This is a genomic window from Pauljensenia sp. UMB1177 (assembly GCF_030217965.1).
Lineage (GTDB): Bacteria > Actinomycetota > Actinomycetes > Actinomycetales > Actinomycetaceae > Pauljensenia > Pauljensenia turicensis_A.
On record NZ_JASOOV010000006.1, the window covers coordinates 61,725 to 81,906 of the forward strand.

Annotated in this window: 18 protein-coding genes and 1 pseudogene; 8 read left to right on the forward strand and 11 right to left on the reverse strand. The window is 57.8% G+C overall.

What is annotated here, in order from left to right:
- Positions 1-50: 50 nt before the first annotated feature.
- From QP442_RS07830 to dnaK, 4 genes are read right to left on the reverse strand one after another with little or no spacing between them, the layout of a single operon-like run.
- Complete coding sequence (locus QP442_RS07830; RefSeq protein ID WP_006680264.1) at positions 51-599, reverse strand: heat shock protein transcriptional repressor HspR; 549 nt, start codon at positions 597-599, stop codon at positions 51-53.
- Between the two features lie 3 nt (positions 600-602).
- Positions 603-1,616: a DnaJ C-terminal domain-containing protein gene (locus QP442_RS07835; protein ID WP_006680265.1), complete on the reverse strand. Its 1,014-nt coding sequence runs from the start codon at positions 1,614-1,616 to the stop codon at positions 603-605.
- Between the two features lie 51 nt (positions 1,617-1,667).
- The gene (locus QP442_RS07840) at positions 1,668-2,354 is read right to left on the reverse strand and encodes a nucleotide exchange factor GrpE (protein ID WP_103632468.1); all 687 of its coding nucleotides are present in this window, start codon (positions 2,352-2,354) and stop codon (positions 1,668-1,670) included.
- On the reverse strand, positions 2,351-4,207 hold the full coding sequence (gene dnaK / locus QP442_RS07845) for a molecular chaperone DnaK (protein WP_285069755.1): 1,857 nt from the start codon (positions 4,205-4,207) through the stop codon (positions 2,351-2,353). The genes QP442_RS07840 and dnaK overlap by 4 nt, the downstream gene beginning before the upstream one ends.
- 181 nt (positions 4,208-4,388) lie before the next feature.
- Here dnaK and QP442_RS07850 point away from each other — a divergent pair, with 181 nt between their 5' ends.
- The 3 genes from QP442_RS07850 (at position 4,389) to QP442_RS07860 (ending at position 6,712) form a co-directional block, all read left to right on the forward strand.
- Positions 4,389-4,604 carry a hypothetical protein gene (locus tag QP442_RS07850; RefSeq protein ID WP_285069757.1) on the forward strand — a complete coding sequence of 72 codons (216 nt, stop codon included), beginning with the start codon at positions 4,389-4,391 and terminating at the stop codon, positions 4,602-4,604.
- A 139-nt stretch (positions 4,605-4,743) separates the two neighbouring features.
- The gene (locus QP442_RS07855; protein WP_103632489.1) at positions 4,744-5,913 is read left to right on the forward strand and encodes a methyltransferase domain-containing protein; all 1,170 of its coding nucleotides are present in this window, start codon (positions 4,744-4,746) and stop codon (positions 5,911-5,913) included.
- Positions 5,914-6,067: 154 nt separating this feature from the next.
- Entirely contained in the window at positions 6,068-6,712 is a 645-nt protein-coding gene (locus QP442_RS07860; protein WP_285069758.1) for a Fic family protein, read from the forward strand.
- A gap of 218 nt (positions 6,713-6,930) precedes the next feature.
- Here the strand turns inward: QP442_RS07860 and dcm are convergent.
- Both dcm and hemH read right to left on the reverse strand, forming a co-directional pair.
- A pseudogene (gene dcm, locus QP442_RS08660) lies at positions 6,931-7,287 on the reverse strand (DNA (cytosine-5-)-methyltransferase); the annotation flags it as partial.
- A 68-nt stretch (positions 7,288-7,355) separates the two neighbouring features.
- Positions 7,356-8,348, reverse strand: a complete 993-nt coding sequence (gene hemH / locus QP442_RS07870; protein WP_103632470.1) for a ferrochelatase — start codon at positions 8,346-8,348, stop codon at positions 7,356-7,358.
- 232 nt (positions 8,349-8,580) lie between these two features.
- Here hemH and QP442_RS07875 point away from each other — a divergent pair, with 232 nt between their 5' ends.
- Positions 8,581-8,823 carry a hypothetical protein gene (locus QP442_RS07875; RefSeq protein ID WP_103632471.1) on the forward strand — a complete coding sequence of 81 codons (243 nt, stop codon included), beginning with the start codon at positions 8,581-8,583 and terminating at the stop codon, positions 8,821-8,823.
- Positions 8,824-8,987: 164 nt separating this feature from the next.
- Here the strand turns inward: QP442_RS07875 and QP442_RS07880 are convergent, their stop codons facing one another.
- On the reverse strand, positions 8,988-9,116 hold the full coding sequence (locus tag QP442_RS07880; RefSeq protein ID WP_285068187.1) for a hypothetical protein: 129 nt from the start codon (positions 9,114-9,116) through the stop codon (positions 8,988-8,990).
- 86 nt (positions 9,117-9,202) lie between these two features.
- Between QP442_RS07880 and QP442_RS07885 the strand changes: the two genes are divergently transcribed.
- Positions 9,203-9,655, forward strand: coding sequence for a GNAT family N-acetyltransferase (locus QP442_RS07885; RefSeq protein ID WP_006680274.1), 453 nt, complete (start codon positions 9,203-9,205; stop codon positions 9,653-9,655).
- 230 nt (positions 9,656-9,885) lie between these two features.
- On the opposite strand, the gene QP442_RS07890 is transcribed toward QP442_RS07885, so the two are convergent.
- Together QP442_RS07890 and QP442_RS07895 are read right to left on the reverse strand one after the other, a co-directional pair.
- Positions 9,886-10,089, reverse strand: a complete 204-nt coding sequence (locus QP442_RS07890; protein WP_006680275.1) for a hypothetical protein — start codon at positions 10,087-10,089, stop codon at positions 9,886-9,888.
- A 36-nt stretch (positions 10,090-10,125) separates the two neighbouring features.
- On the reverse strand, positions 10,126-10,965 hold the full coding sequence (locus tag QP442_RS07895) for an aldo/keto reductase (RefSeq protein ID WP_219585882.1): 840 nt from the start codon (positions 10,963-10,965) through the stop codon (positions 10,126-10,128).
- A 41-nt stretch (positions 10,966-11,006) separates the two neighbouring features.
- On the opposite strand from QP442_RS07895, the gene QP442_RS07900 reads away from it, so the two are divergent.
- The gene (locus tag QP442_RS07900; RefSeq protein ID WP_103632473.1) at positions 11,007-12,308 is read left to right on the forward strand and encodes a M18 family aminopeptidase; all 1,302 of its coding nucleotides are present in this window, start codon (positions 11,007-11,009) and stop codon (positions 12,306-12,308) included.
- Positions 12,309-12,646: 338 nt separating this feature from the next.
- Here the strand turns inward: QP442_RS07900 and QP442_RS07905 are convergent, their stop codons facing one another.
- Together QP442_RS07905 and QP442_RS07910 are read right to left on the reverse strand one after the other, a co-directional pair.
- Complete coding sequence (locus QP442_RS07905) at positions 12,647-14,215, reverse strand: aspartate:alanine exchanger family transporter (RefSeq protein WP_006680278.1); 1,569 nt, start codon at positions 14,213-14,215, stop codon at positions 12,647-12,649.
- A 13-nt stretch (positions 14,216-14,228) separates the two neighbouring features.
- Entirely contained in the window at positions 14,229-14,936 is a 708-nt protein-coding gene (locus QP442_RS07910) for a TetR/AcrR family transcriptional regulator (RefSeq protein WP_006680279.1), read from the reverse strand.
- A gap of 121 nt (positions 14,937-15,057) precedes the next feature.
- Here QP442_RS07910 and QP442_RS07915 point away from each other — a divergent pair, with 121 nt between their 5' ends.
- Together QP442_RS07915 and QP442_RS07920 are read left to right on the forward strand one after the other, a co-directional pair.
- Complete coding sequence (locus QP442_RS07915; protein WP_006680280.1) at positions 15,058-17,736, forward strand: MMPL family transporter; 2,679 nt, start codon at positions 15,058-15,060, stop codon at positions 17,734-17,736.
- Positions 17,733-20,168 (forward strand): YhgE/Pip domain-containing protein, encoded by a 2,436-nt coding sequence (locus QP442_RS07920; protein WP_006680281.1) that lies wholly within the window; start codon positions 17,733-17,735, stop codon positions 20,166-20,168. Before QP442_RS07915 ends, QP442_RS07920 begins: the two co-directional genes overlap by 4 nt.
- The last annotated feature ends 14 nt before the right edge of the window (positions 20,169-20,182 follow it).

Sequence of the window (20,182 nt, forward strand, 5' to 3'; positions counted from 1 at the left end):
GAGCGTGACTATTGTCAACGCTCGCCCCGAAGATGCAGAGGTTATGGCGATTAGTCGACGACGGAAATCGTCCCGTCGATCACCCTGACACCCGAAGGTCCTGCTTCGATAACAGCCCGGATTGTGCGTTCCGGGTACGGGCTTGCAGTACGGATTGGACGCCAGATAGAGATTTCCCTCCCTTGCCCATCGCGGGCAGAAGGATTAACCCACGGGCGCTCACCGCGACGCATCGGCGACACCACGCCGTTTGCGGACGCGGCGAAGACTCGATCTTGACGAGCTTCAAGTTCTTCGATCCGCTGGCACAGCGCGACGCGCTCAGCTTCGAGGCTTTCCACTCGGCGTTCAAGTTCAAGGATCCGCTGGATTCCAGCAAGATTGATGCCTTCATCCTGGCTCATCCTCTGTACCTCGCGCAGACGTTGAACGTCGCGTTGCGAGTAGCGACGTCCTCTGCCCTTTGTGCGCGCGGGCGTCACCAAACCGAGGCGATCGTATTGACGAAGAGTCTGCGGGTGCATGCCTGCAAGCTCAGCCGCCACTGAAATAACGAACGTCAGTGCGTCATCAGAATCGGAAGAACGCCGCCTGACCATCGGTCACTCCTTCGCCTTCTCCATCAGGGTGGCTCGCACGTCCTGGTGATCAAAAGAGTCAGCAAGTGCCTTCACGGCATCTTTCTGTTCCTTGGTCAGGTGGTCTGGAACGGCAACCATGATCTCGATCAGCAGGTCACCCGTGTGCTTCGCGGTTTCAACACCGCGTTTGCGCACGCGTAGAACCGCGCCTGATTGAGTTCCAGCAGGCACCTTCACAGTCACGGTATTCCCATCGATCAGTGGAACGTCGATCTTCGTACCCAAGGCCGCTTCGGCGAACGTCACGGGAACTCTCACGCGCAGATTGTCGCCATCCCGGGTGAATACCGGATGGGGCTCAACGTGGATCGTCACCTGAAGGTCGCCGGACTGGCCACCGTTTTCCCCGGGCATTCCTTTGCCACGAAGACGAACCTTCTGACCTTCTTTAATGCCTGCGGGGATACGAACGGTGTTCTTCTTCCCGTCGACTTTCATGGTGAGCGTTGCTCCCTTGAGCGACTCACGGAAAGTGATCGACGTCGACGCGATTCGGTCGGCGCCTTTCCTGGGACGTGGCGGGGTGTGACCAAAGCGGGTACCAGCCCCGTAGTTCGGCTGAGGGCCGCCGGCGTTGAAGCCACCGGCCGCTCCACCGAACATTCCGAAGAGATCCTCGATATTGACTCCCGAACCGGAAGTTGAGAAGTTGAAGCTAGTGCCTTGACCACCGAACATCGACGAGAACGCATCTGTGAAGCCGGCACTACCCGGGCCACCGGCGGAGAAGCGAGCTCCTCCACCCATGGCACGGATCGCGTCGTATTGCTTACGCTGTTCCTCGTCAGACAGCACCGCGTAGGCTTCGCCGATTTCCTTGAACTTGGTTTCCGCCTTTTCATCACCCGGATTCTGGTCGGGGTGATACTGGCGAGCAAGCTTGCGGTAGGCCTTCTTAATCGCTGTTTGGTCGGCATCTTTTGCTACGCCCAGCGTCTTATAGAAGTCTTTTTCAAGCCAATCTTGTCCGCTCACTTTCACTCACCTCCATCATTCTTTGAGTTTGGGCGGATACGGGTATGTGGTTTATTCAGGGTTGTCCACCATGACCTTCGCAGCACGTAGAATCTTTTCATCGCGACGATAGCCGGGCTGGAGGATCTGGGCGATGGTTGCTACCTGAACCTCTGGGTTCACGTTGGCAAGCAGGGCCTCATGCTGAGTGGGATCGAATTCTTCACCTACAGCGCCGTAGCGTTCCAGGTTGAAGCGCGAGGCCAGAACGCTTTCCAGCTTCGTTGCAATCGCAGCAAAGGGGCCATCTTCGAGCTCCCCGTGAGCGCGGGCCGCATCGATGTCATCGAGAACGCTGATGAGCGCTTCAATGACTTCGCTCTGGCCGGATTCACGGTGGCCTGAAGCAGCTTCCTTCGCCCTGCGCACATAGTTCGAGTACTCCTGATTCAGGTTGTACAGGTCAGCGTGCGCACGTGCCAGCTGGTCTTCGAGGTCAGCGATTTTCTCGAGTGCGTTTGCGAGGTCCGAGTCTTCAACTTGTTCCTCGAAGGCGCTCATGTCAGTCAGTGCCTCGTCAGCTAACTGCGCGGTGGCTTCTCCTGCAGTTTCCCCGGTTGATGCGGACGCGGCCGCGCCGGCTGCGAACTGTTCGTCCGAGCTCGGTGCGACCTGCGCCTGCGATGCCTGGTCGTTGGCCTTGGCATCGCTGTGATCCTGGGGACCGGACTGGAAGCCCTGGTTCTCAGTTTCGCTCACTTGGTGTCGTCCTCATCCACGATTTCAGCATCGATGACGTCTTCATCAGCTGCGGGGGCGTCGCCAGCCGGAGTCTCGGTGCCTGCTGCTTCAGCCGCCTGCTGGGAGGCATAGACCTCTTCGCCGATCTTCATCGCGGAAGCGTTGAGCTTCTCGAGAGCTGACTTCACGGCCTCGGTGTCTTCACCCTTGAGCGCTTCCTTGACGGCGTCAACGTCAGCCTGAACCGCGGTGCGGGTCGCCTCGGTGACGGTTTCGCCATTGTCCTTGAGGAGCTTCTCAATCGAGTAAACGACCTGCTCAGCCTGGTTACGAGTGTCGGCGTCTTCACGGCGCTTCTTGTCCTCGGCTGCGTGCTCTTCAGCTTCCTTCACCATGCGGTCGATGTCTTCCTTTGGAAGAGCGGAGCCACCGGTGATGGTGACGGACTGTTCCTTGCCGGTGCCACGGTCCTTCGCGGAAACGTGGACGATACCGTTGGCGTCGATGTCGAAGGTGACCTCAATCTGCGGGATGCCACGTGGAGCCGGCGCAATACCGGACAGCTCGAAGGTGCCGAGCAGCTTGTTGTCCCGGGCGAACTCACGCTCACCCTGGTAGACCTGAATGAGCACGGACGGCTGACCGTCTTCGGCGGTCGAGAAGACCTCGGACGCCTTGGTCGGGATCGCGGTGTTGCGATCGATCAACTTGGTCATGATGCCACCCTTGGTCTCGATACCGAGGCTCAGCGGGGTCACGTCGATCAACAGGACGTCCTTGCGGTCACCCTGGATGACGCCGGCCTGGAGGGCCGCGCCAACGGCGACAACCTCATCGGGGTTCACACCCTTGTTCGGTTCACGGCCGCCGGTCAGCTGCTTGACCACGTCGGAAACGGCAGGCATACGGGTGGAGCCACCGACCAGAACCACGTGGTCAATGTCGTTGACGGAGATTCCGGCTTCGGCAATGACGTCGTGGAACGGCTTCTTGGTGCGATCCAGCAGGTCCGAGGTCATCTCCTCGAACTTTGCGCGGGTCAGGGACTCGTCCAGGTGGATCGGGCCGTCTGCGGTCATCGACAGGTACTGCAGGGAGATGTTAGTCGAGGTTGCGCTGGAGAGTTCCTTCTTGGCCTGCTCAGCGGTTTCCTTCAGACGCTGCAGCGCGACGGTGTCCTTGGACAGGTCCGCGCCAGTCTTTGCCTTGACCTGATCAATCAGCCAGTTGACGATGCGCTGATCCCAGTCGTCGCCACCGAGGCGGTTGTCGCCGGAGGTTGCGCGAACCTGAATGGTCGAGAAACCGTCGTCATCCTTGCCAATTTCGAGCAGGGAGACGTCAAAGGTTCCACCACCGAGGTCGAAAACCAGGATGAGTTCATCTTCCTTGCCCTTTTCGAGGCCGTATGCAAGCGCCGCTGCGGTGGGCTCGTTAACGATGCGCTGGACGTTGAGGCCTGCGATCTGGCCTGCGTCCTTCGTTGCCTGACGCTCAGCGTCGTTGAAGTAGGCGGGGACAGTGATGACGGCATCGGTGACGGGTTCGCCGAGGAATGCTTCCGCGTCAGCCTTCAGCTTGGAGAGGATGCGCGCGGAGATTTCCTGAGCGGTGTACTTCTTATCGTCAATTTCGATGCTCCAGTCGGTGCCCATGTGACGCTTGACCGAGGAGATCGTACGGTCAACGTTGGTCACAGCCTGACGCTTTGCGATTTCACCGACGAGGACCTCGCCAGACTTGGAGAATGCGACAACGGAAGGCGTGGTGCGCATGCCTTCTGCGTTCGCGATGATTGTGGGTTCGCCGCCTTCGAGGACAGCGATTGCGGAGTTGGTGGTACCGAGGTCAATGCCTACTGCACGTGCCATGTATGTGTTCCTTTCGTTCAGCCACCCAGCTTCGCCGGTGACTGCATGTGAAGATTTCTTGGACTGCCGTATGCGCGAGGCGCCTACTTGAGTCCGACAGGCTCAACTTTATACACCCGAACTTCATCACGCAAGAGGAAAACGAAAAGTTGAGTCACCAAAACTCAATGTTCACACGTTTATGCAGGTCAAGACAGTATTTGACTTCACACATTACCGAGCGCTTACCGGTGTTTTCAACGATCCCGTCGACGATAACCCCACTGGAATCATGGAAGAGGCTGACTACGAGGCTCTTGGTCTCAACCGGCGTTACATCACCACGAAAGCAAGCCACTCCGGGCGACTTCCCCAACGCGATCACCGATCAGATGACAGTCTGCGACGTTGTCTTTAAGGTAGCGAACACTCACTTCCGTCTTACCTGCCAAGGAGTGAGAGAATACTGAGACGTATCCGACCCTCCCTCTTACAGCGAATAGGCGGACCTTGTGTCTTCGATCCAGCTCAGGCTTTCCCCGCGTTCCATAAGCGACATTCTCTGTCAGCACTGGAATGCAGGTCGTTGCCACTCGTGCACGAATATTGAGGTTCCTTACGGCGACCAGCTTGCCACGAAGACAACGCGTGTTCGCGACCAGTTAGCCGACGTTGCTGGAGCCACCGATATCGCATGGCTTCCCCCTGTTGCCTCGTCGCCGACCGGCTTTCGCACGAACGCAAAGTTGGTCGTCGGTGGCACGAGGCGCCGGCCGACTCTTGGCATTTTGGGACGCGATCGCAGGGGTGTTGACCTGCCGGATTGTCCGATTCAGCATCCTGCAATTAACCGTGCGACGCCGGGGTTGAAGCGCTTTATTCGCCAGCTGAACCTGACGCCGTATGACGTGCCCACAAAGAGCGGCGAGTTGAAGTATGTGCTACTCACCGTCGGCGTGGATAATGCTCTGATGTGTCGCTTCGTGCTTCGCACACGCGACCGCGTCTCAGATATTCGCAAGGCACTCCCCTACTTGTTTGACTTGGCGCCCCATATTGAGGTCGTCACCGCAAACATTCACCCCACACACGAAGCGATCGTCGAAGGTCCCGACGAGATCATTCTGACCACGCGTCGCACACTGAAGATGGCGGTCGGTGATGTTCAGCTGGCGCTCGGGCCTCGTTCATTCACGCAGACGAATACGGAGGTGGCCGGAAAGTTGTACCGCCAGGTCACCGAATGGGCAGTTTCGGATAACGAGGCCGACCACCCTCGCTCAGCCTGGGATCTTTACTGCGGGGTCGGAGGTTTCGCTCTTCACTTGGCAGCGGCCGGCATTACTCCCGTAACGGGCGTGGAAGTATCGGATCAGGCGATAGCTTCGGCAATTCAAGGTGCTCGCCAGTTGAAGCTGGGGCGCGCGGACGCGCAGTTCATCGCTAAGGACGCGACGGCTTGGGCTGCTCGCCAGCCCGAAGAAAGCCGACCGGACGTGCTGGTTATTAACCCGCCACGTCGAGGGATCGGCTCAGAATTGGCCTCGTGGATTAGCGAATCTGGAATCCCGCGAGTCATCTACTCGTCGTGCAACCCGAAATCGCTCGCACGCGACTTGACAGAAATGCCGAACTATCGGGGCCTCGAAGCGCGTGTATTCGACATGTTCCCGCACACGGATCATGTGGAGACGGCAGTATTGATGTCAAGGGTCGAAGGAAAATAGGCTCGAAAGCCCTTGATTTCAGGCACTTTTCGGCTTCCGCAACCCCGAAAACTACCGCCTCCGCATGCTCCTCGTCGGCGGAGGACTCAACCTATGACCCACGCTCAAGTACGAAGAGCCCCTCTATGGCAGCGCTACAGAGCTGCGGGCGACATTGGATTATGATTTCTCGGAAGAGAAGAAGTTCTCTTATAAGAATCTCTCGATGGATGAGATCATCCACCACCTTGCACTTTTTGTTTCCAGACTGTGGCAGATCCATGTTTTCGGTGAGGGCAACACCAGAACGACGGCGGTATTCTTTATCAAGTATCTGCGCACGTTGGGCTTTGATGTGACAAACGATATTTTTGCTGAGAACGCTTGGTATTTTCGGAATTCACTGGTCAGGGAAAATTACAATGACCTGAAAAACGGCATTCACGAAACGATGGAGTTCCTTGAGGCGTTCCTTCGCAATCTCCTGTTGAACGAGAACCATCCGCTGCATAATCGGACATTGCACATCAGCGGCACCTTTAAGGAAACAGAAAAACCGGACATTGAAACTGCAAAACCAGACATTGACGATCTAAAATCGGACATTGAAGCTGTTTTTCAACCGAAAACGGCAAGCCATATTTTGAAGCTGCGTGAAGCATTTCCGGGGCAGACGATCTTTGGGCGGTCAGATGTCATGAAGGCGATTGATCTTAAAGCATCCAGAGCCTCTGATCTTCTGAAAGAAATGGTGGAACATGGAGTCACTGAGCCGGTGACCGGACACGGAAAAGGCAAGTATCGCTTCCGGCAGCAGTAGAGTTGAGTGGATGGGAAATAACAGGTTTTCGGACATATTCCCTCAGAGCGATGAGTAGAGACGATTGGAAAATCTGTGCGTCCGCTTATATATAGTAGGAACAACCACATCACCCTGTTTCCGAGAACGAGCGATACCGAAAAATCGGCAAAAATGGCCATTTGACATCCATCTGGAGCAATCAAGCCACGCCGAGGTTGCAATTGCCTTGGAGCGTTGCTGACTACAATCGCCTCAGGCTTGGCTGAGCACTGAGACAAGCTCAGAAATTGGGCGCATGCCCCCAGTTTGAACGTTGTGTCCTCCTTCGCCCATATTTGACGATATCCCGCCACTGAAAAAGCCTGACAGGGGAAACCACCGACGAAGATATCGGCATCGGGTACTTCTTCGGGCAGAACCTCGTGAATATCGCGCCCACCTACTTTGAGGTCAAAGTTCTGTTCGTACGTTTCAACGGCATATGGATCGAACTCATTGGCGTAAATCGTCTTTACTTTGCCGGTTTCTTCGAATCCGAGGTCGATCCCTCCGACTCCCGCCAAGAATGACGCTAACGTCCAGTTCTCGGCCATGAATATGCCCCATTTCCACGTGGTACACCCCACGGCTAACAGGAATTGCGGCACGCCGCAGCTTGGCCTCAATCACCCCAGCCGGCAAGCAGGTTTCGCGCCTGCTCAGCCAATGCGTCAATTGCAGGCTGCGCTTCATTGGCCCATGGAATGTAGTGGAACTCTGATCCGCCCGCATCAGTGAATGCTGTACGGTTCAGCTGGTCAATCTCTTCAAGGGTCTCCAGACAGTCGGCAACGAAGCCGGGGCAGATGATATCGACGCGCCTCGTCCCCTGCTTGCCGAGTTCACCAACCGTGTCGATCGTCGCCGGACCATTCCACTCGGCAGGACCGAAAACAGACTGGAAAGTAGCGATGCAGGACTCTTCATTCAGTCCCAGTCGCTCACGCAGAAGCGCAGCCGTTTCCTTGCATTCGTCAATGTAGGGATCACCCTTCTTCGACATGGCAACCGGAATTGAATGGAACGAGAGGATCAGACGGTCACCACCGGCAAAGTCCGGAGTGCCGTTGAGCTCCCACGACTCACGGATTGGACTTTCAAGCGCGTCAATATAGGTGGACGCAGTCGGAAACGAACGGGATAGCCGGATTTCAGGGTGCTCGCGCCTCGACAGTAGCCACTTGGCGGCCGCGTCATTCACGGACGCAATCGTGGTCGCCGAATACTGCGGGTAGGCCGACAGGATCGCGATCTTTCGATAGCCCTGCGTCATCAGATCATCAAGGACGCTTCCGAGGCTTGGCTGGCCGTAGCGCATTGCGGGCACGACTTTCATTCCAAGCTGTTCGCTCAGAAGTTCCGCCTGACGTGTCGTGTAGTGCAGTAGCGGGGATCCTTCATCCAGCCACACGGTCCGATATTTCGCGGCGGATTGGGCTGGTCGAACGCGCAGGATCACTCCCTCAAGGATCGGGCGCCAGACAGCTTTCGGCATTTCAATGACTCGCGGATCACTGAGGAACTCACGCAAATACGTGCGGACATCCGCAGTCGTCGGAGTTTTCGGAGTTCCAAGGTTGGCAAGTACGAGGGCCGGAGCATCACTGTGGCGCATAGTCCGAGTTTAACGGGTGGTTCACAGCGCTTTTCTGACAGGTGTCATCAGAATGTGTTCTGTCCGGTATGACGCACGAACCGTCGTATGTGTCGATGGCTACGTTACGACAACACGTCCAGCAAATCTGACCTGACTAGCACAACAGACCTCACACAACCGACCAAGATACCAACTAAGGTGCCGACCAAGATAACTATTGGAAGTTCGACAGTTTTCTTGGGAGGTGCAGATGGAAAACGTTTCAGCAGCGGAAAACGGCGCGGTCATCGACCGTGTCACAGTCCTCGGCTTGCGCACAGTGATCGGCAGCCTGGCCCTACCCGTCATCATTGCTCGCATTGTTTCCGCGAACGGCAATTTTGCTCTTAATAGGAAGGTTTTCCATGCTCGCCCTGGCACTCTTGTCTCAACTGGTCTCCGGTACGCTTCCCTCGCTGTCACACTCGTTGGCACGTCGTACGTGGGCCTTTGACTTCTGACTCACGTCGGAATCCCGCTCTGGATTGCGAAGTTGATCGTCGACATTTCGCTCTACTGTGTGTCCTAGCGCGTGCAGAAACGTTGGGTTTTCGCCAAATATGAAACGCCCATGTACGAGGCCGGACAGGTTTCGCTCCCTGGCCTTCCGCTCCAATTTCACTGCTCGCGACCGCGGGGCAAGCCGGCTAGGTCCATGCGGATCAGCCGAAAGAGCACGAACTGTTTATTCGTCTGACCTCGCGGTTTGGGACGCATAAGGCGACGTGACATTCGAAGGGCGATCACGGTCGTTTCCTTGGGTGGCCTTCGCCCGTAGAATTGCGACAAGATTGCGACAGGATTGCGTGAAGACGCGAAGTGAAAGGACCCTTATGACCATCGAGATCATCACCGAATCGTCCCCCGAAATCGTCGAGGCGATGGAGCGCCTGATTCCTCAGCTGTCCCGTTCAGCTGCCCCACTGGACGCGGCTGGGTGCGAGCGTTTCATTTCTCAGCCCGGCGTTCACCTGTTCGTTTTCCGCTCCGACAAGGCTGACGAGTCCGGCGCTTTCCCGATCCTCGGCATGCTCTCGCTGGCAACCTTCGAGATCCCGACCGGCGTGCGCGCCTGGGTCGAGGATGTCGTTGTTGATTCAGCTGCTCGTGGCCAGGGTGCCGGTCAGGCGCTCGTTGAGGCCGCGATTCGCCATGCTCAGGAAGTTGGCGCACGCACGGTCGATCTGACCAGCCGTCCGTCACGCGAGGCAGCGAACCGCCTCTACCAGCGCGCCGGTTTCGAGTTGCGTGAGACGAACGTGTACCGCGTTCCACTGGACAAGTAAGCGCTACGTCGCCAGTTGGCGCCTTTTTCTTGGGTACGAGGCTGGGTCTGCTGACCTAGCCTCGTCCTTTTTGTTGCCCGAATTGCGAGCGAGGATCCGCTAGACACACCGTGTATTCACTCCGCCCTTGATGCAAGAGAGGGGCGAGAAGCGGTGAGCGACCTCGTGAATCAATCACACGGCGAGCGAGTGAAAACTAGCTGTTATCGACCAAGTCCGAAACCGTGGAGTCAACGACCTTTGGCGCACCGCCCGTCTCCCATTCGGTCGGCATCCTTACGCAGTTTCAAGCCATAGAGAACGAAACCAATGGCAGCGGCAAGGAAAATCCAGCGAGGCCAGAAATCCACGGCATAGACCAAGTACGCGGAAAAAGCTGCGACAAAAAAGTTAACGTTCGAGCTCCGACGAAGATCATCGGGGTTGCGTGCCATAGTTCATCCTTTTCATATGCGCTTGTAAGCGTCGGCTTAGAACTCTTCGTAGAAAGCAGGGTCTTGGTTCGCACTGCGACCATCGGGGCGTGCAAGAGTGGCAATACGCGCCATCTGGTCTTCGCTAAGCTCGAAGTCGAATACGTCGAGATTTTCCGCCTGACGTTCTTTACTTGCTGACTTCGGAATCGGAAGAGTACCACGCTGGAGGTGCCAGCGAATGACAACCTGCGCGGGAGACTTACCAGTCTCGTGACCGATCTGAGTGAGAACAGGCTCATCGACAACGTGCAGTTTTCGAGCCAGCGGACTCCACGACATTGTCTGAACACCAAGATTGCGGTGGGCTTCAAGGCTTTCGGCCTGCGGGAAATACGGATGAAGCTCGATCTGATTGACAGCGGGAACAACCCCGACTTCGTCGCGCAGGCGCTCAATGTGTTCGGGCAGAAAGTTCGAAACGCCAACCGATCGAATCAAACCCTTCTTCTGCAGGTCAACAAGCGCTTGGAAGGCTTCAACATAGAGACCCTGACGCGGGTTCGGCCAGTGAATCAGGTAGAGATCCCAGTAGTCCAAACCGGCACTGAACAGGGATTCTTCAACCGTGTCAACGGCTTGTTCGTAGCGGTGATGGCGACCAGGAAGCTTTGAGACTAGGCGCAGGTCCTCGCGTGGAACGCCACAAGTGCGGACCGCTTGGCCCAGAGCCCCCTCGTTTTCGTAGTTGAACGCAGAGTCCAGCAGACGATATCCGGCATGAATCGCGTTCACCATTGATTCGATGCCGGCGTGACCACGCAAATTGTACGTGCCCAAGCCGATCAGGGGAATTGTGGTGCCGTCGTTCAGGGCGTAGGTGTCTAAATGCTTCATTGCAGACATACCCTCAGCATAGTCGGGCTTACGATTAACCCATGGGCTACTTCGATTACTCTGAGACTGACGTACACACGATCGACTATCAGCACTTCCTGCTTGACTCCCCTTCCCCATATCACGCCGCCGACTTGGTGGCGCAACGCCTGGTGGATGCAGGTTTCACTCGCCAGGACGAAACTGAGCCGTGGAACGCGAGTCCCGGCGGACACGTCATGGTTCGCGGTGGCGCCGTCGCAGCGTGGGTCGTTCCGACTTCTGTCACTGAGCAGACCGGCTTCCGTATTGTTGGTGCGCACACCGATTCCCCTGTTTTCCACGTGAAGCCGTCGCTGACGTCGTCGACCGCAGATGGTTGGGGTCAGATTGACGTCGAGGTCTACGGTGGCATGATGTGGAATTCGTGGCTTGACCGCGAGCTTGCTGTTGCCGGCCGATTGATGATGAAGGACGGTCGCCAAGTTCTGGTGCGCACCGGCGCACTGGCACGTATCCCACAGCTGGCAATTCACTTGGATCGTGGCGTGAACCCGGAAGGGCTGAAGCTCGATCCGCAGAAGCACCTGCACCCAGTGTGGACCGTCGATAACCCGGAAGCGAACTTCATGGCTGAGGTCGCGAAGTACGCCGGCGTGAATGTCAAGGACATCGTGTCACATGATTTGATCCTGATTCCTCAGCAAGGCCCTGCCACTTTTGGCGAGTCCGGCCAGTTCTTCGCTGCGGGTCAGCAGGACAATCTTTCCTCCGTTCACGCCGCTCTGACTGCATTTGAGCGCCTGACGAAGGCTGGGACTCCCACCGATGGTGACGTTCGAATTTTTATGTGCTTCAACCACGAGGAAATTGGTTCCGCAACCCGCGAAGGTGCTGCCGGCCCGATTTTGCAGACCGTTCTGGAGCGTACCGCCTACGCTCTGAATCGCGACGCCGACGGGGTTGCGCGCATGTTTGCCGCTTCGTCGTGCATCAGCGCGGACGCCGCCCACTCAGTACACCCCAACTACGCGGAGTATCACGACCCGGCAACTCATCCGGTGATGGGACGAGGCCCGGTCTTGAAGATCAACGCCAACCAGCGCTATGCGACCGACGGAGAAGGTATTGCCCTGTGGCACCGCGCGTGCGCTGCTGCGGGCGTGCCATCTCAGGACTTCGTGTCGAATAACGCGATGCCGTGCGGATCCACGATTGGCCCGATCACGGCGACTCGCCTGGGCATTCTGACGGTGGATGTGGGCGTCGGCCTCCTGTCGATGCACTCGGCTCGCGAAATGAGCCACGTCAACGACCTGATTGGTATGTCGAAGGCGCTCGAGGCCTACTGGCTGGGCGCCTGACGTACTCAGACTCATTGGTGCCCCGCGGACGATCCGCGGGGCACCAATGCGTAGTTCTGCATAATCCCCCTAGGCAAAGGTTCTCACGATCAGAAGCTGGTGAGCTCAGTCCTCGAAGGAAACAACGGCGGAACGGCCTGACCACCAAGGACACCGGTGTTGGAAGAAGAAACGGTGTATGCAATTGCGTGTGGTGTGTTCATGAGTCCATCTGACGACGGGAATTGGAGTCTCGCACGCTGAATCTCGCACCGTGTGGGGTACTCATACCGCACACCCAACATCCGTTCAGCTCATGCAATGGCCACCAATGGCGGTGGCGGTGGAGCACGTCGGTGTTAGATCGACCAGATGAACGGAACCAACAGGATCTTCACGACGATGGAGAAAGCAAACAGGCTCGCGTAGGCGGCCTCGATGCGTTCATCGGGAACGCGGGCGTCCGCGGCCTGCAAGACTGCCGGTTGCCCCAGGAAACCTGCGACTCCACCGGCGCTACGAGGCGCGGACAGACCGGCAAATCGACCGGCAAGAGCCTGAGCCACGCAGCAGACCACTACCAATATCACAGCGAGCAGCGCCGCCTTCGGACCATCGGGGCTGGTCAGAAGCGAAGCGAGTTCTGGCCCTGCATTCAAGCCGAGACCAGCAAGGAAAAGAAGCAAGCCGATCTGACGGATCGTAATATTCGCCGAGGTGGGAAGTGTCCATACCAGCGGCCCGGTGCGACGCAGGGCACCCAGCAACATGCCAACGATCAGCGGGCCGGCAGCAGAGCCAAGAGTGAACGAGGCCCCCGATGGCATCGGGAACGGAATCGCGCCGAGCAACATGCCCAGCACCAGACCGATACCGAACGCCATTGCGTCGACTTCCGCAACGCGCTTTTCGGAGTCTCCGAAGAAGGACTGGATTTCATCAAGCTCATCTGTCGGGACAACGACGGCGACGTGATCGCCGAGTTGCAGATCTAGGTCGTCTCGGGCAAGCAAGTCAAGGTCGCCTCGGCGGACGCGCGTGACAACAGCGCCGAAACGTGTGGCTACATTGAGCGCAGAAATCGGCTGGCCGGCAACTTCGGGGTTCGAGACAAGGATGCGCTCAAATGCGACGTCCGAGCGGTCATCTTCAAGGTGGTGCTCGACGGGTTCGCCGATTTGATACGCGGCTTCTTCAATCTTTGCCGGGTCGCCCACAACCAGCACGAGATCCCCCTCGTACAGGTCCTCACCGGGAACGACAACGCGGGTTTCGCCTTTGCGACGAAGGTAGGACATGCGAACCTGCTGGTCACGCCACAAGGTTACGTGACGGGTGTTGATGCGTTTGGCAACGCGAACAGTCATCGTTTCCAAGGACTGACCGGCCAGTGAGGGGGTGTCTTTTTCGCCCACCCATTTGCGGGTGACGGTCATGGTAACAACGATGATCCCGATGATGACGCCGATCGGGTATCCGAAGGCGTAACCGACTGCGGCTTGCGGGTCGCCGGTGACGCGAGTGGCCGCGTCTAGGGCAGGAGCAGCGGTCAGAGCACCGGTGAATAGACCGAGTGTCAGCCCCTTGGGAAGCTGAAGCAGACCGCCGCCGATGAACGCGGTAATTGCGCCGATGACGCAGACTACGGCACAGCTTCCAAGAAGCGCCGTCTGTTTTCGAATGTCTTTAAAGAACACTGCGCCCGACGAGATGCCGACCGTATAGACGAAGAATGCTAGGCCGATCTGTTGGACGATTTCCATGCCTTCGCCGACTTCGGGGTTCCACGCGGAGGCTGCGAGGCCGACGAAGAGTGCCCCGGCTGCGCCGAAACGAAGTGGACCGAAGCGGATTGCGCCGAGCGCAGCACCCACTCCAACAACCAGGAAGAGGGTAAGAAGGTGGTTCGCAATCAGCAGGGAGGCCATGCTTCAACCCTAGTCAGGCTCCATTTTCAGTTCCATCTTCTGTGCGTGGAACTGCCCACGTTGGGGTGAGCCCGGCGTTAGTTGCGTCCCAATTATCACCCTGGGAGGAAATCAGTCGCGACGAGGCGAAAATAAGCCCCTCGATCATTTGGGCGAGCATCCGCTTATTCGTACCACCGCCCATTGAGGGCGCAAACGACTCCAGATAGAAGGTGGTCAGGATTCGCGAGATCACTCCTGGCTCGAAAATCGATTGGCGTCCCATTCGGGCGAGCACGCCGCGGACGATTCTTCCGACTGCTGCTTCGAGCTGTTCACGTTCAGTGACGGGGAATGCATCATCGCTAGCGATAAGTTCGGGATGACGCATCATGTAGAGGTTGTATTCGCAGGTCAGAACGTACATTGTTCGCCCCTGCGCCGAAAAACTGTCAAGGACTGCCATGATGGTGCCAACGTCGGGTTCGCCTTCGATACCCGCGAGCGCCGCTTCGATTTCATCGACGATTGTGTGGGCGCGTTGGACGAGGACATCCTTCAATACTTCATCCATTGACGAGTAGTTGGAATAGAAGGCGCCTCGGGTAAAACCCGCTGCTTTGACGACGTCATCAATTTTTACGCCGGAGAATCCTTTTTCTACGAAGACGTCTGCGGCAGCGTCGAGAAGGCGGGCGCGGGTGTTGACGCGATTGCGTACGTCGCGGGTTTTGCTGCTCACTGCCCCTCCTTCGAGGACTGAAAATATCTATAGGATCACCCTAATCGAAGTTTCAATACATTTGTGAATCGGATACGCTTTTGTATCGAAACATTGATGCGATTCATCGAAAGGACCAAACGTGTCCTCCCTTCTTCACCGCGTAGGCCGCTGGTGCGCAGACCATGCGAAGCGGACGCTTGCCATCTGGGCAGCTCTTCTTACTGTGCTCGCTATTGCCGTTGGATTACTCGGCATTAATCTGTCGGGCGCTTTCAAGATCGCCGAAGCTGAGTCGATGACCGGCTTGGAGATCCTGGCCGAGCGACTCCCCCAGGCTGCGGGCACATCCGAACAGGTACTTTTCACCGCGTCGGACTCGAATATCACCGCTCACAAGAAAGCAATCGATGAGTTCGTCGACAAGGCCGGCGATATCGACGGTGTCGCGCTGGTCTCCGACCCGTTTGATTCTGAGCGTTCCACGATCACCGACAACGGGAAGAACGCGCTTGTTCAGATTCAAGCAGACACGTCGGTGGGGTCGCTCGCGGGCGGTGAAAATGCGAAGGCTCACGACGTTTCAGCCGCCCTTGATGAATTAGCATCATCCGTCCACGATTCCGATTCCGCGCTTACGGTCCAGCTGGGAGGCAATATCGGCAAGACGGTCGATATTGCCTTATCCGCGACCGAACTGGTCGGCGTTTTGATCGCAGCGATCGTCCTGCTCGTCACCTTCGGGTCACTACTGACCGCGGGCGCACCGATCCTTTCAGCGTTCATCGGTGTGGGTGTCGGCATGGCCTCGCTTCTTGTTGGCGCAACGTTTATTCAGATCAATTCGGTGACCCCGGTCCTCGCGGTCATGATCGGTTTGGCTGTGGGCATTGACTACGCGCTATTCATCATTTCGCGCGCTCGCGAGTATCTCGCCAAAGGGATCGAGGCTCACGAGGCCGCGGCTCGCGCAAACGCGACCGCGGGGTCGGCAGTGGTGTTCGCTGGTGGCACGGTGATCGTTGCACTTACTGGCTTGGGTGTTGCTGGTATCCCGTTCTTGACGGTGATGGGCGTCTCCTCAGCGATTGTTGTTGGCATTGCGGTTCTGGTTGCTTTGACCGCTGTTCCGGCTCTGCTTGCTCTTCTTGGCCAGCGCGCAACTCCAAAGAAGCGCACCCGTAAGGCCGTAGCGAACAATAGTAAGCCCGCAAAGAAGCACCGTTCCTTTGCTGCACGTTGGATCGACACAATCACGAAGATTCCCGCTTTGACGGTCCTTGTCGTCATTACGATTCTTGGTATCGCAACGATTCCAGCAACCGGTATGCGCTTAGGGCTCACTGACAACGGATACGAAGCCAAAGATACGCAGTTGCGTCAGACCTACGATGCGATCACACAAGCCTACGGTGACGGATACAACTCCCCCATTGTTGTCATCGCGGATATTTCCCAAACGGCTCAGCCACTCGAAGTGACGGACGCTCTCGCCGATCGCCTCTCGTCCCTAGACGGCGTCGACCGAATCGCACTGGCAACACCGAACCAGGATGCAACGATCGCATTCGTCCAGATCCTTCCGGAAAAGGGCCAGACCGATCCGAAAACTCACGCGCTTGTTCGAACCATTCGCGATGACGCATCCCAGATTGAAACCGACCTTGGGATCCGTGACATCATGGTGACGGGCCAAACCGCAGTCGCCATCGACATTGCCAGCCAACTCAATGCCGCGCTTGTTCCCTTCGGCATTGTTGTTGTCGGGCTCTCGATCATTCTGCTGATGATTGTCTTCCGCTCAATCGCTGTCCCACTGACAGCAACTCTCGGCTATCTGCTGAGCCTCGGCACAGCATTCGGCGCAGTCGGCCTTGTCTTCGGATGGGGCTACTTCGCTGACTTCATCCACGTGACCAAAGTGGGCGTCGTCATCTCGTTCCTCCCCGTGATCGTCATGGGTGTCCTCTTCGGCTTAGCAATGGACTACGAGGTTTTCCTTGTCTCGCGTATGCGTGAAGAATGGATCCACTCCCGCGACGCCAAGCGAGCTGTTCGACGCGGCTTCATCGGATCATCCACGGTCGTCACAGCAGCGGCCGTCATCATGACCGGCGTCTTCGCGGCGTTCATCCCACACGGGAACGTCTACATCAAGCCCATCGCTGTCGCCCTGACCGCCGGCATCGCAACAGACGCTTTCGTCGTACGCATGACCCTGATCCCCGCACTCATGGCGCTCCTCGGCAAGCGCGCATGGTGGATGCCCGCATGGCTTGACCGCATGCTCCCCGTTGTCGACGTCGAAGGCGAGGGGCTTGCCCGCTCGCTCGAACACGCCGACTGGGTAAAAGCACACGGCGAATCCTCCCTCAGGATGGAAGGAGTTCGCGTCCAAGAAGGAAGCGACGTCGTATTCAGCGGATTCACCCTTGTTTTGAAACCCGGAGAACTCGGCATCGTCAGAAGCGACGACACCCTAGCGCGTCACGCGCTCGCAACCATCATCAGCGCACGTCTTCGTCCAACACGGGGAATCATCGTCGTCGGCGATCGCGTCCTCCCAGACGGGACCGCATTCGTCCAACGTCAAACCCTTTCACTGCATAACCACGATGACGCTGTTCCTACACACACCAGGATCGTGATCGTTGACGATCCGGGAACCAGGCGGTGGAAACGTATCGACGAATTGATCGCCGCAGGTAAGACCGTGGTTGTCACCGGCAAGCGCGGCCTCGTCGTCCCTGAAAATCTCACCCCAGCAGCCGACGTTGAACTGGGTGCGAGCACCACCACCTCAAAGGAGAATGTTCGATGAAACGCCACTGGATGCTTCTGACTCTGATCCTTCTGCTCCCCACTCTGCTGGGACTGACCACCCTACTCGGCGTCAATGCGGGCACGGCAAACGCCAGCCAGATCAGTGCTGCCATCGTGAACAACGACGAAATTGCGACGCTGGATGATGGGACACAGGTGCCCGGTGGCCGACAAATCATTGCGGCCCTGACCAAGGATGACGTCAACGGCGAGCAATCACTGAACTGGTCGGTTGTTACCGAAGAGACCGCAGCCTCTGGTCTTCATGACGGCACCTACGATGCTGTCGTCACGATCCCCAAGGACTTCTCACAGTCTCTGGTCGACATTTTGGTGAACAATTCTGGCGATGTTCCACAACTGAACCTCGAAGTTGCGGACGGTTCAAGCGATGCTTTTGGCACCTTGTCGAATGCGCTTGCTCACAGTGCCGCATCGGAATTCGGTACGACGCTCACTGTCAAATACCTGACGCAATCCCTTGAAGCCACGGGGACAATTGCCGATAAGATCGGCCAGGCCGCCGACGGAGCGCGCCAAGTTGCTGACGGACAAGTCAGCGCGACTAACGGAGCGCGTCAGCTGGCTGACGGCACATCGACACTGGCAAGTGGAAGTGGCCAGCTTGCCGACGGGACACGCTCTCTAGCAAATGGGGCTTCTACGCTCAGTTCCGGAGTTGCTCAGCTCACCTCGGGGAGCTCATCCCTGGCAGACGGAGCGCGCACGTTGGACAACGGGTTGAGCGCTCTCAACGACGGCTCAACCACGCTCGCTTCCGGAGCCTCCTCCTTGGCCATGGGCATCGATTCTCTTAAGAGCGGCTCAACTTCCCTGAGCGACGGCGCCTCCTCTTTGGCAGGAGCAGTCGCGAAGTACACAGGCGGAGCCGCCCAACTCTACGCCGGCATGACTCAGTCTCTTGATGGGACCTCGCCATCATTGCAGACGGGCGCACAACAGGTCGCAGCCGGCCTTACCCAGCTGGATCAGCAGTTGGGCACCCTCGACACTACTGCTCTCAACGCTCTGCCCGGTCAGCTGAGTGCAGCAAGCAACGGAGCAAGCACCATCAAGACCAACGCAGACGCGCTACCCGCACTCATTAGCGCCTGCCAGGCAGGAAGCGCTGTAGCATGCACGGGGGCAACCCAATACGCGCAAGGCATTTCTGCCGGTGCCGAACAGCTGGCAACTCAACTCAGCCAAGGAGCAACCGTGGCGCAAAACTCGGTGGACTCCACGGGCACACAGCTCCAGGCATTGAAAGCCGGAGTGAGCACGCTGAGCGCAGGCGCCACCAGGGTCTCCGGCGGTATTGACACCGTCGTGGCAAACATGGGCCAGCTGGCTGGGAAAAACTCTTCCGACCTGAACTCCGCTGCTTCGCAGGTGGCAGCCGGGGCGACGAAGCTCGACCACGGTGTCAGCCAGCTGAGCACGGGAGCCCATCAGGTAGCTAGCGGATCATCAACACTGTCGAGTTCCCTTGCCCAGGCCCATAGCGGATCATCTGCTCTATCTTCCGGAGCTTCAACGCTCGCCGACGGTGCATTAGAGGCGAATAGTGGCGCCTCCCAACTATCCTCCGGAGCCTCCACTCTGGCGTCGAAGACCGGCGAATTGGTCAGCGGAGCCCAAACGCTGAACTCCGGTGCCAACCAGTTGGTTGACGGCCTGAATCAGCTGAGCGACGGTTCCACCACGCTCGCCGACGGACTCCAGTTAGCCACCGATCAGATCCCCACACACTCGAAGGCAGAAGCGGCCTCGTCCGCGAAGGCACTGGCCACTCCGATCGACGTCACCTCCACTTCTGGTAAGCAGGATACGACGACATCGTGGTCTCCCACCGCAGCGGTTCTTGCCCTGTGGCTGGCGACAATGGTGGGGGCACTCGCGTTCGGCGCGCTCAATTCCAAGCGCGTTGATTCGGCGGCCACCCCCGCTGCACTCGCGTTCAATGCCCTTTGGCCGAACCTGATCGTGTCCGGTGTTTCCGCAGCTATCCTTGGTGGCGCACTGCGTATTGCCGGAGCCATGACAACTCGCCCCGTCGCAACATTCGTCATTCTTGTGGTAAGTGCGCTGACGCTCGCAATCGTTCAGCAAGCACTGATCGCAGCGTTTGGTCAGCGCGTAGGACTGGCAATCTCCGTTGTTTTATTCGCCTTCCAAGCAGTGTTGCTCGTCGGCATTTTCGCCGGCCAGCCGACCAGCGGATTCATTGGTGGCTTGCGAGGCGCGATGATCCTTCCTGCGGTTGAAGGAACGCTACGAGCGCTTGTTTTGGGAGTCGGTGCGACGAACCTTGGGCACACCGTAGGTCTGTTGATCGCATGGTCGCTTCTTGCTTTCATCGTTTCGATCGGTGCTGTTGCGAAGCGTCGCCAAACCTCCGTGAGCGAACTGCGAGCACGCCTCGCCTAGCTCCCTCGGCAACC

What these genes read in the sequence shown, in the direction of transcription:
- QP442_RS07900 (WP_103632473.1), top strand. Translation starts at nt 11,007, where the DNA reads ATGGGCTACTTCGATTACTCTGAGACTGACGTACACACGATCGACTAT.
- QP442_RS07875 (WP_103632471.1), top strand. Translation starts at nt 8,581, where the DNA reads ATGGAAAACGTTTCAGCAGCGGAAAACGGCGCGGTCATCGACCGTGTC.
- dnaK (WP_285069755.1), bottom strand. Translation starts at nt 4,207, where the DNA reads ATGGCACGTGCAGTAGGCATTGACCTCGGTACCACCAACTCCGCAATC.
- QP442_RS07905 (WP_006680278.1), bottom strand. Translation starts at nt 14,215, where the DNA reads ATGGCCTCCCTGCTGATTGCGAACCACCTTCTTACCCTCTTCCTGGTT.
- hemH (WP_103632470.1), bottom strand. Translation starts at nt 8,348, where the DNA reads ATGCGCCACAGTGATGCTCCGGCCCTCGTACTTGCCAACCTTGGAACT.
- QP442_RS07920 (WP_006680281.1), top strand. Translation starts at nt 17,733, where the DNA reads ATGAAACGCCACTGGATGCTTCTGACTCTGATCCTTCTGCTCCCCACT.
- QP442_RS07850 (WP_285069757.1), top strand. Translation starts at nt 4,389, where the DNA reads ATGCAGGTCAAGACAGTATTTGACTTCACACATTACCGAGCGCTTACC.
- QP442_RS07830 (WP_006680264.1), bottom strand. Translation starts at nt 599, where the DNA reads ATGGTCAGGCGGCGTTCTTCCGATTCTGATGACGCACTGACGTTCGTT.
- QP442_RS07895 (WP_219585882.1), bottom strand. Translation starts at nt 10,965, where the DNA reads ATGAAGCATTTAGACACCTACGCCCTGAACGACGGCACCACAATTCCC.
- QP442_RS07890 (WP_006680275.1), bottom strand. Translation starts at nt 10,089, where the DNA reads ATGGCACGCAACCCCGATGATCTTCGTCGGAGCTCGAACGTTAACTTT.
- QP442_RS07885 (WP_006680274.1), top strand. Translation starts at nt 9,203, where the DNA reads ATGACCATCGAGATCATCACCGAATCGTCCCCCGAAATCGTCGAGGCG.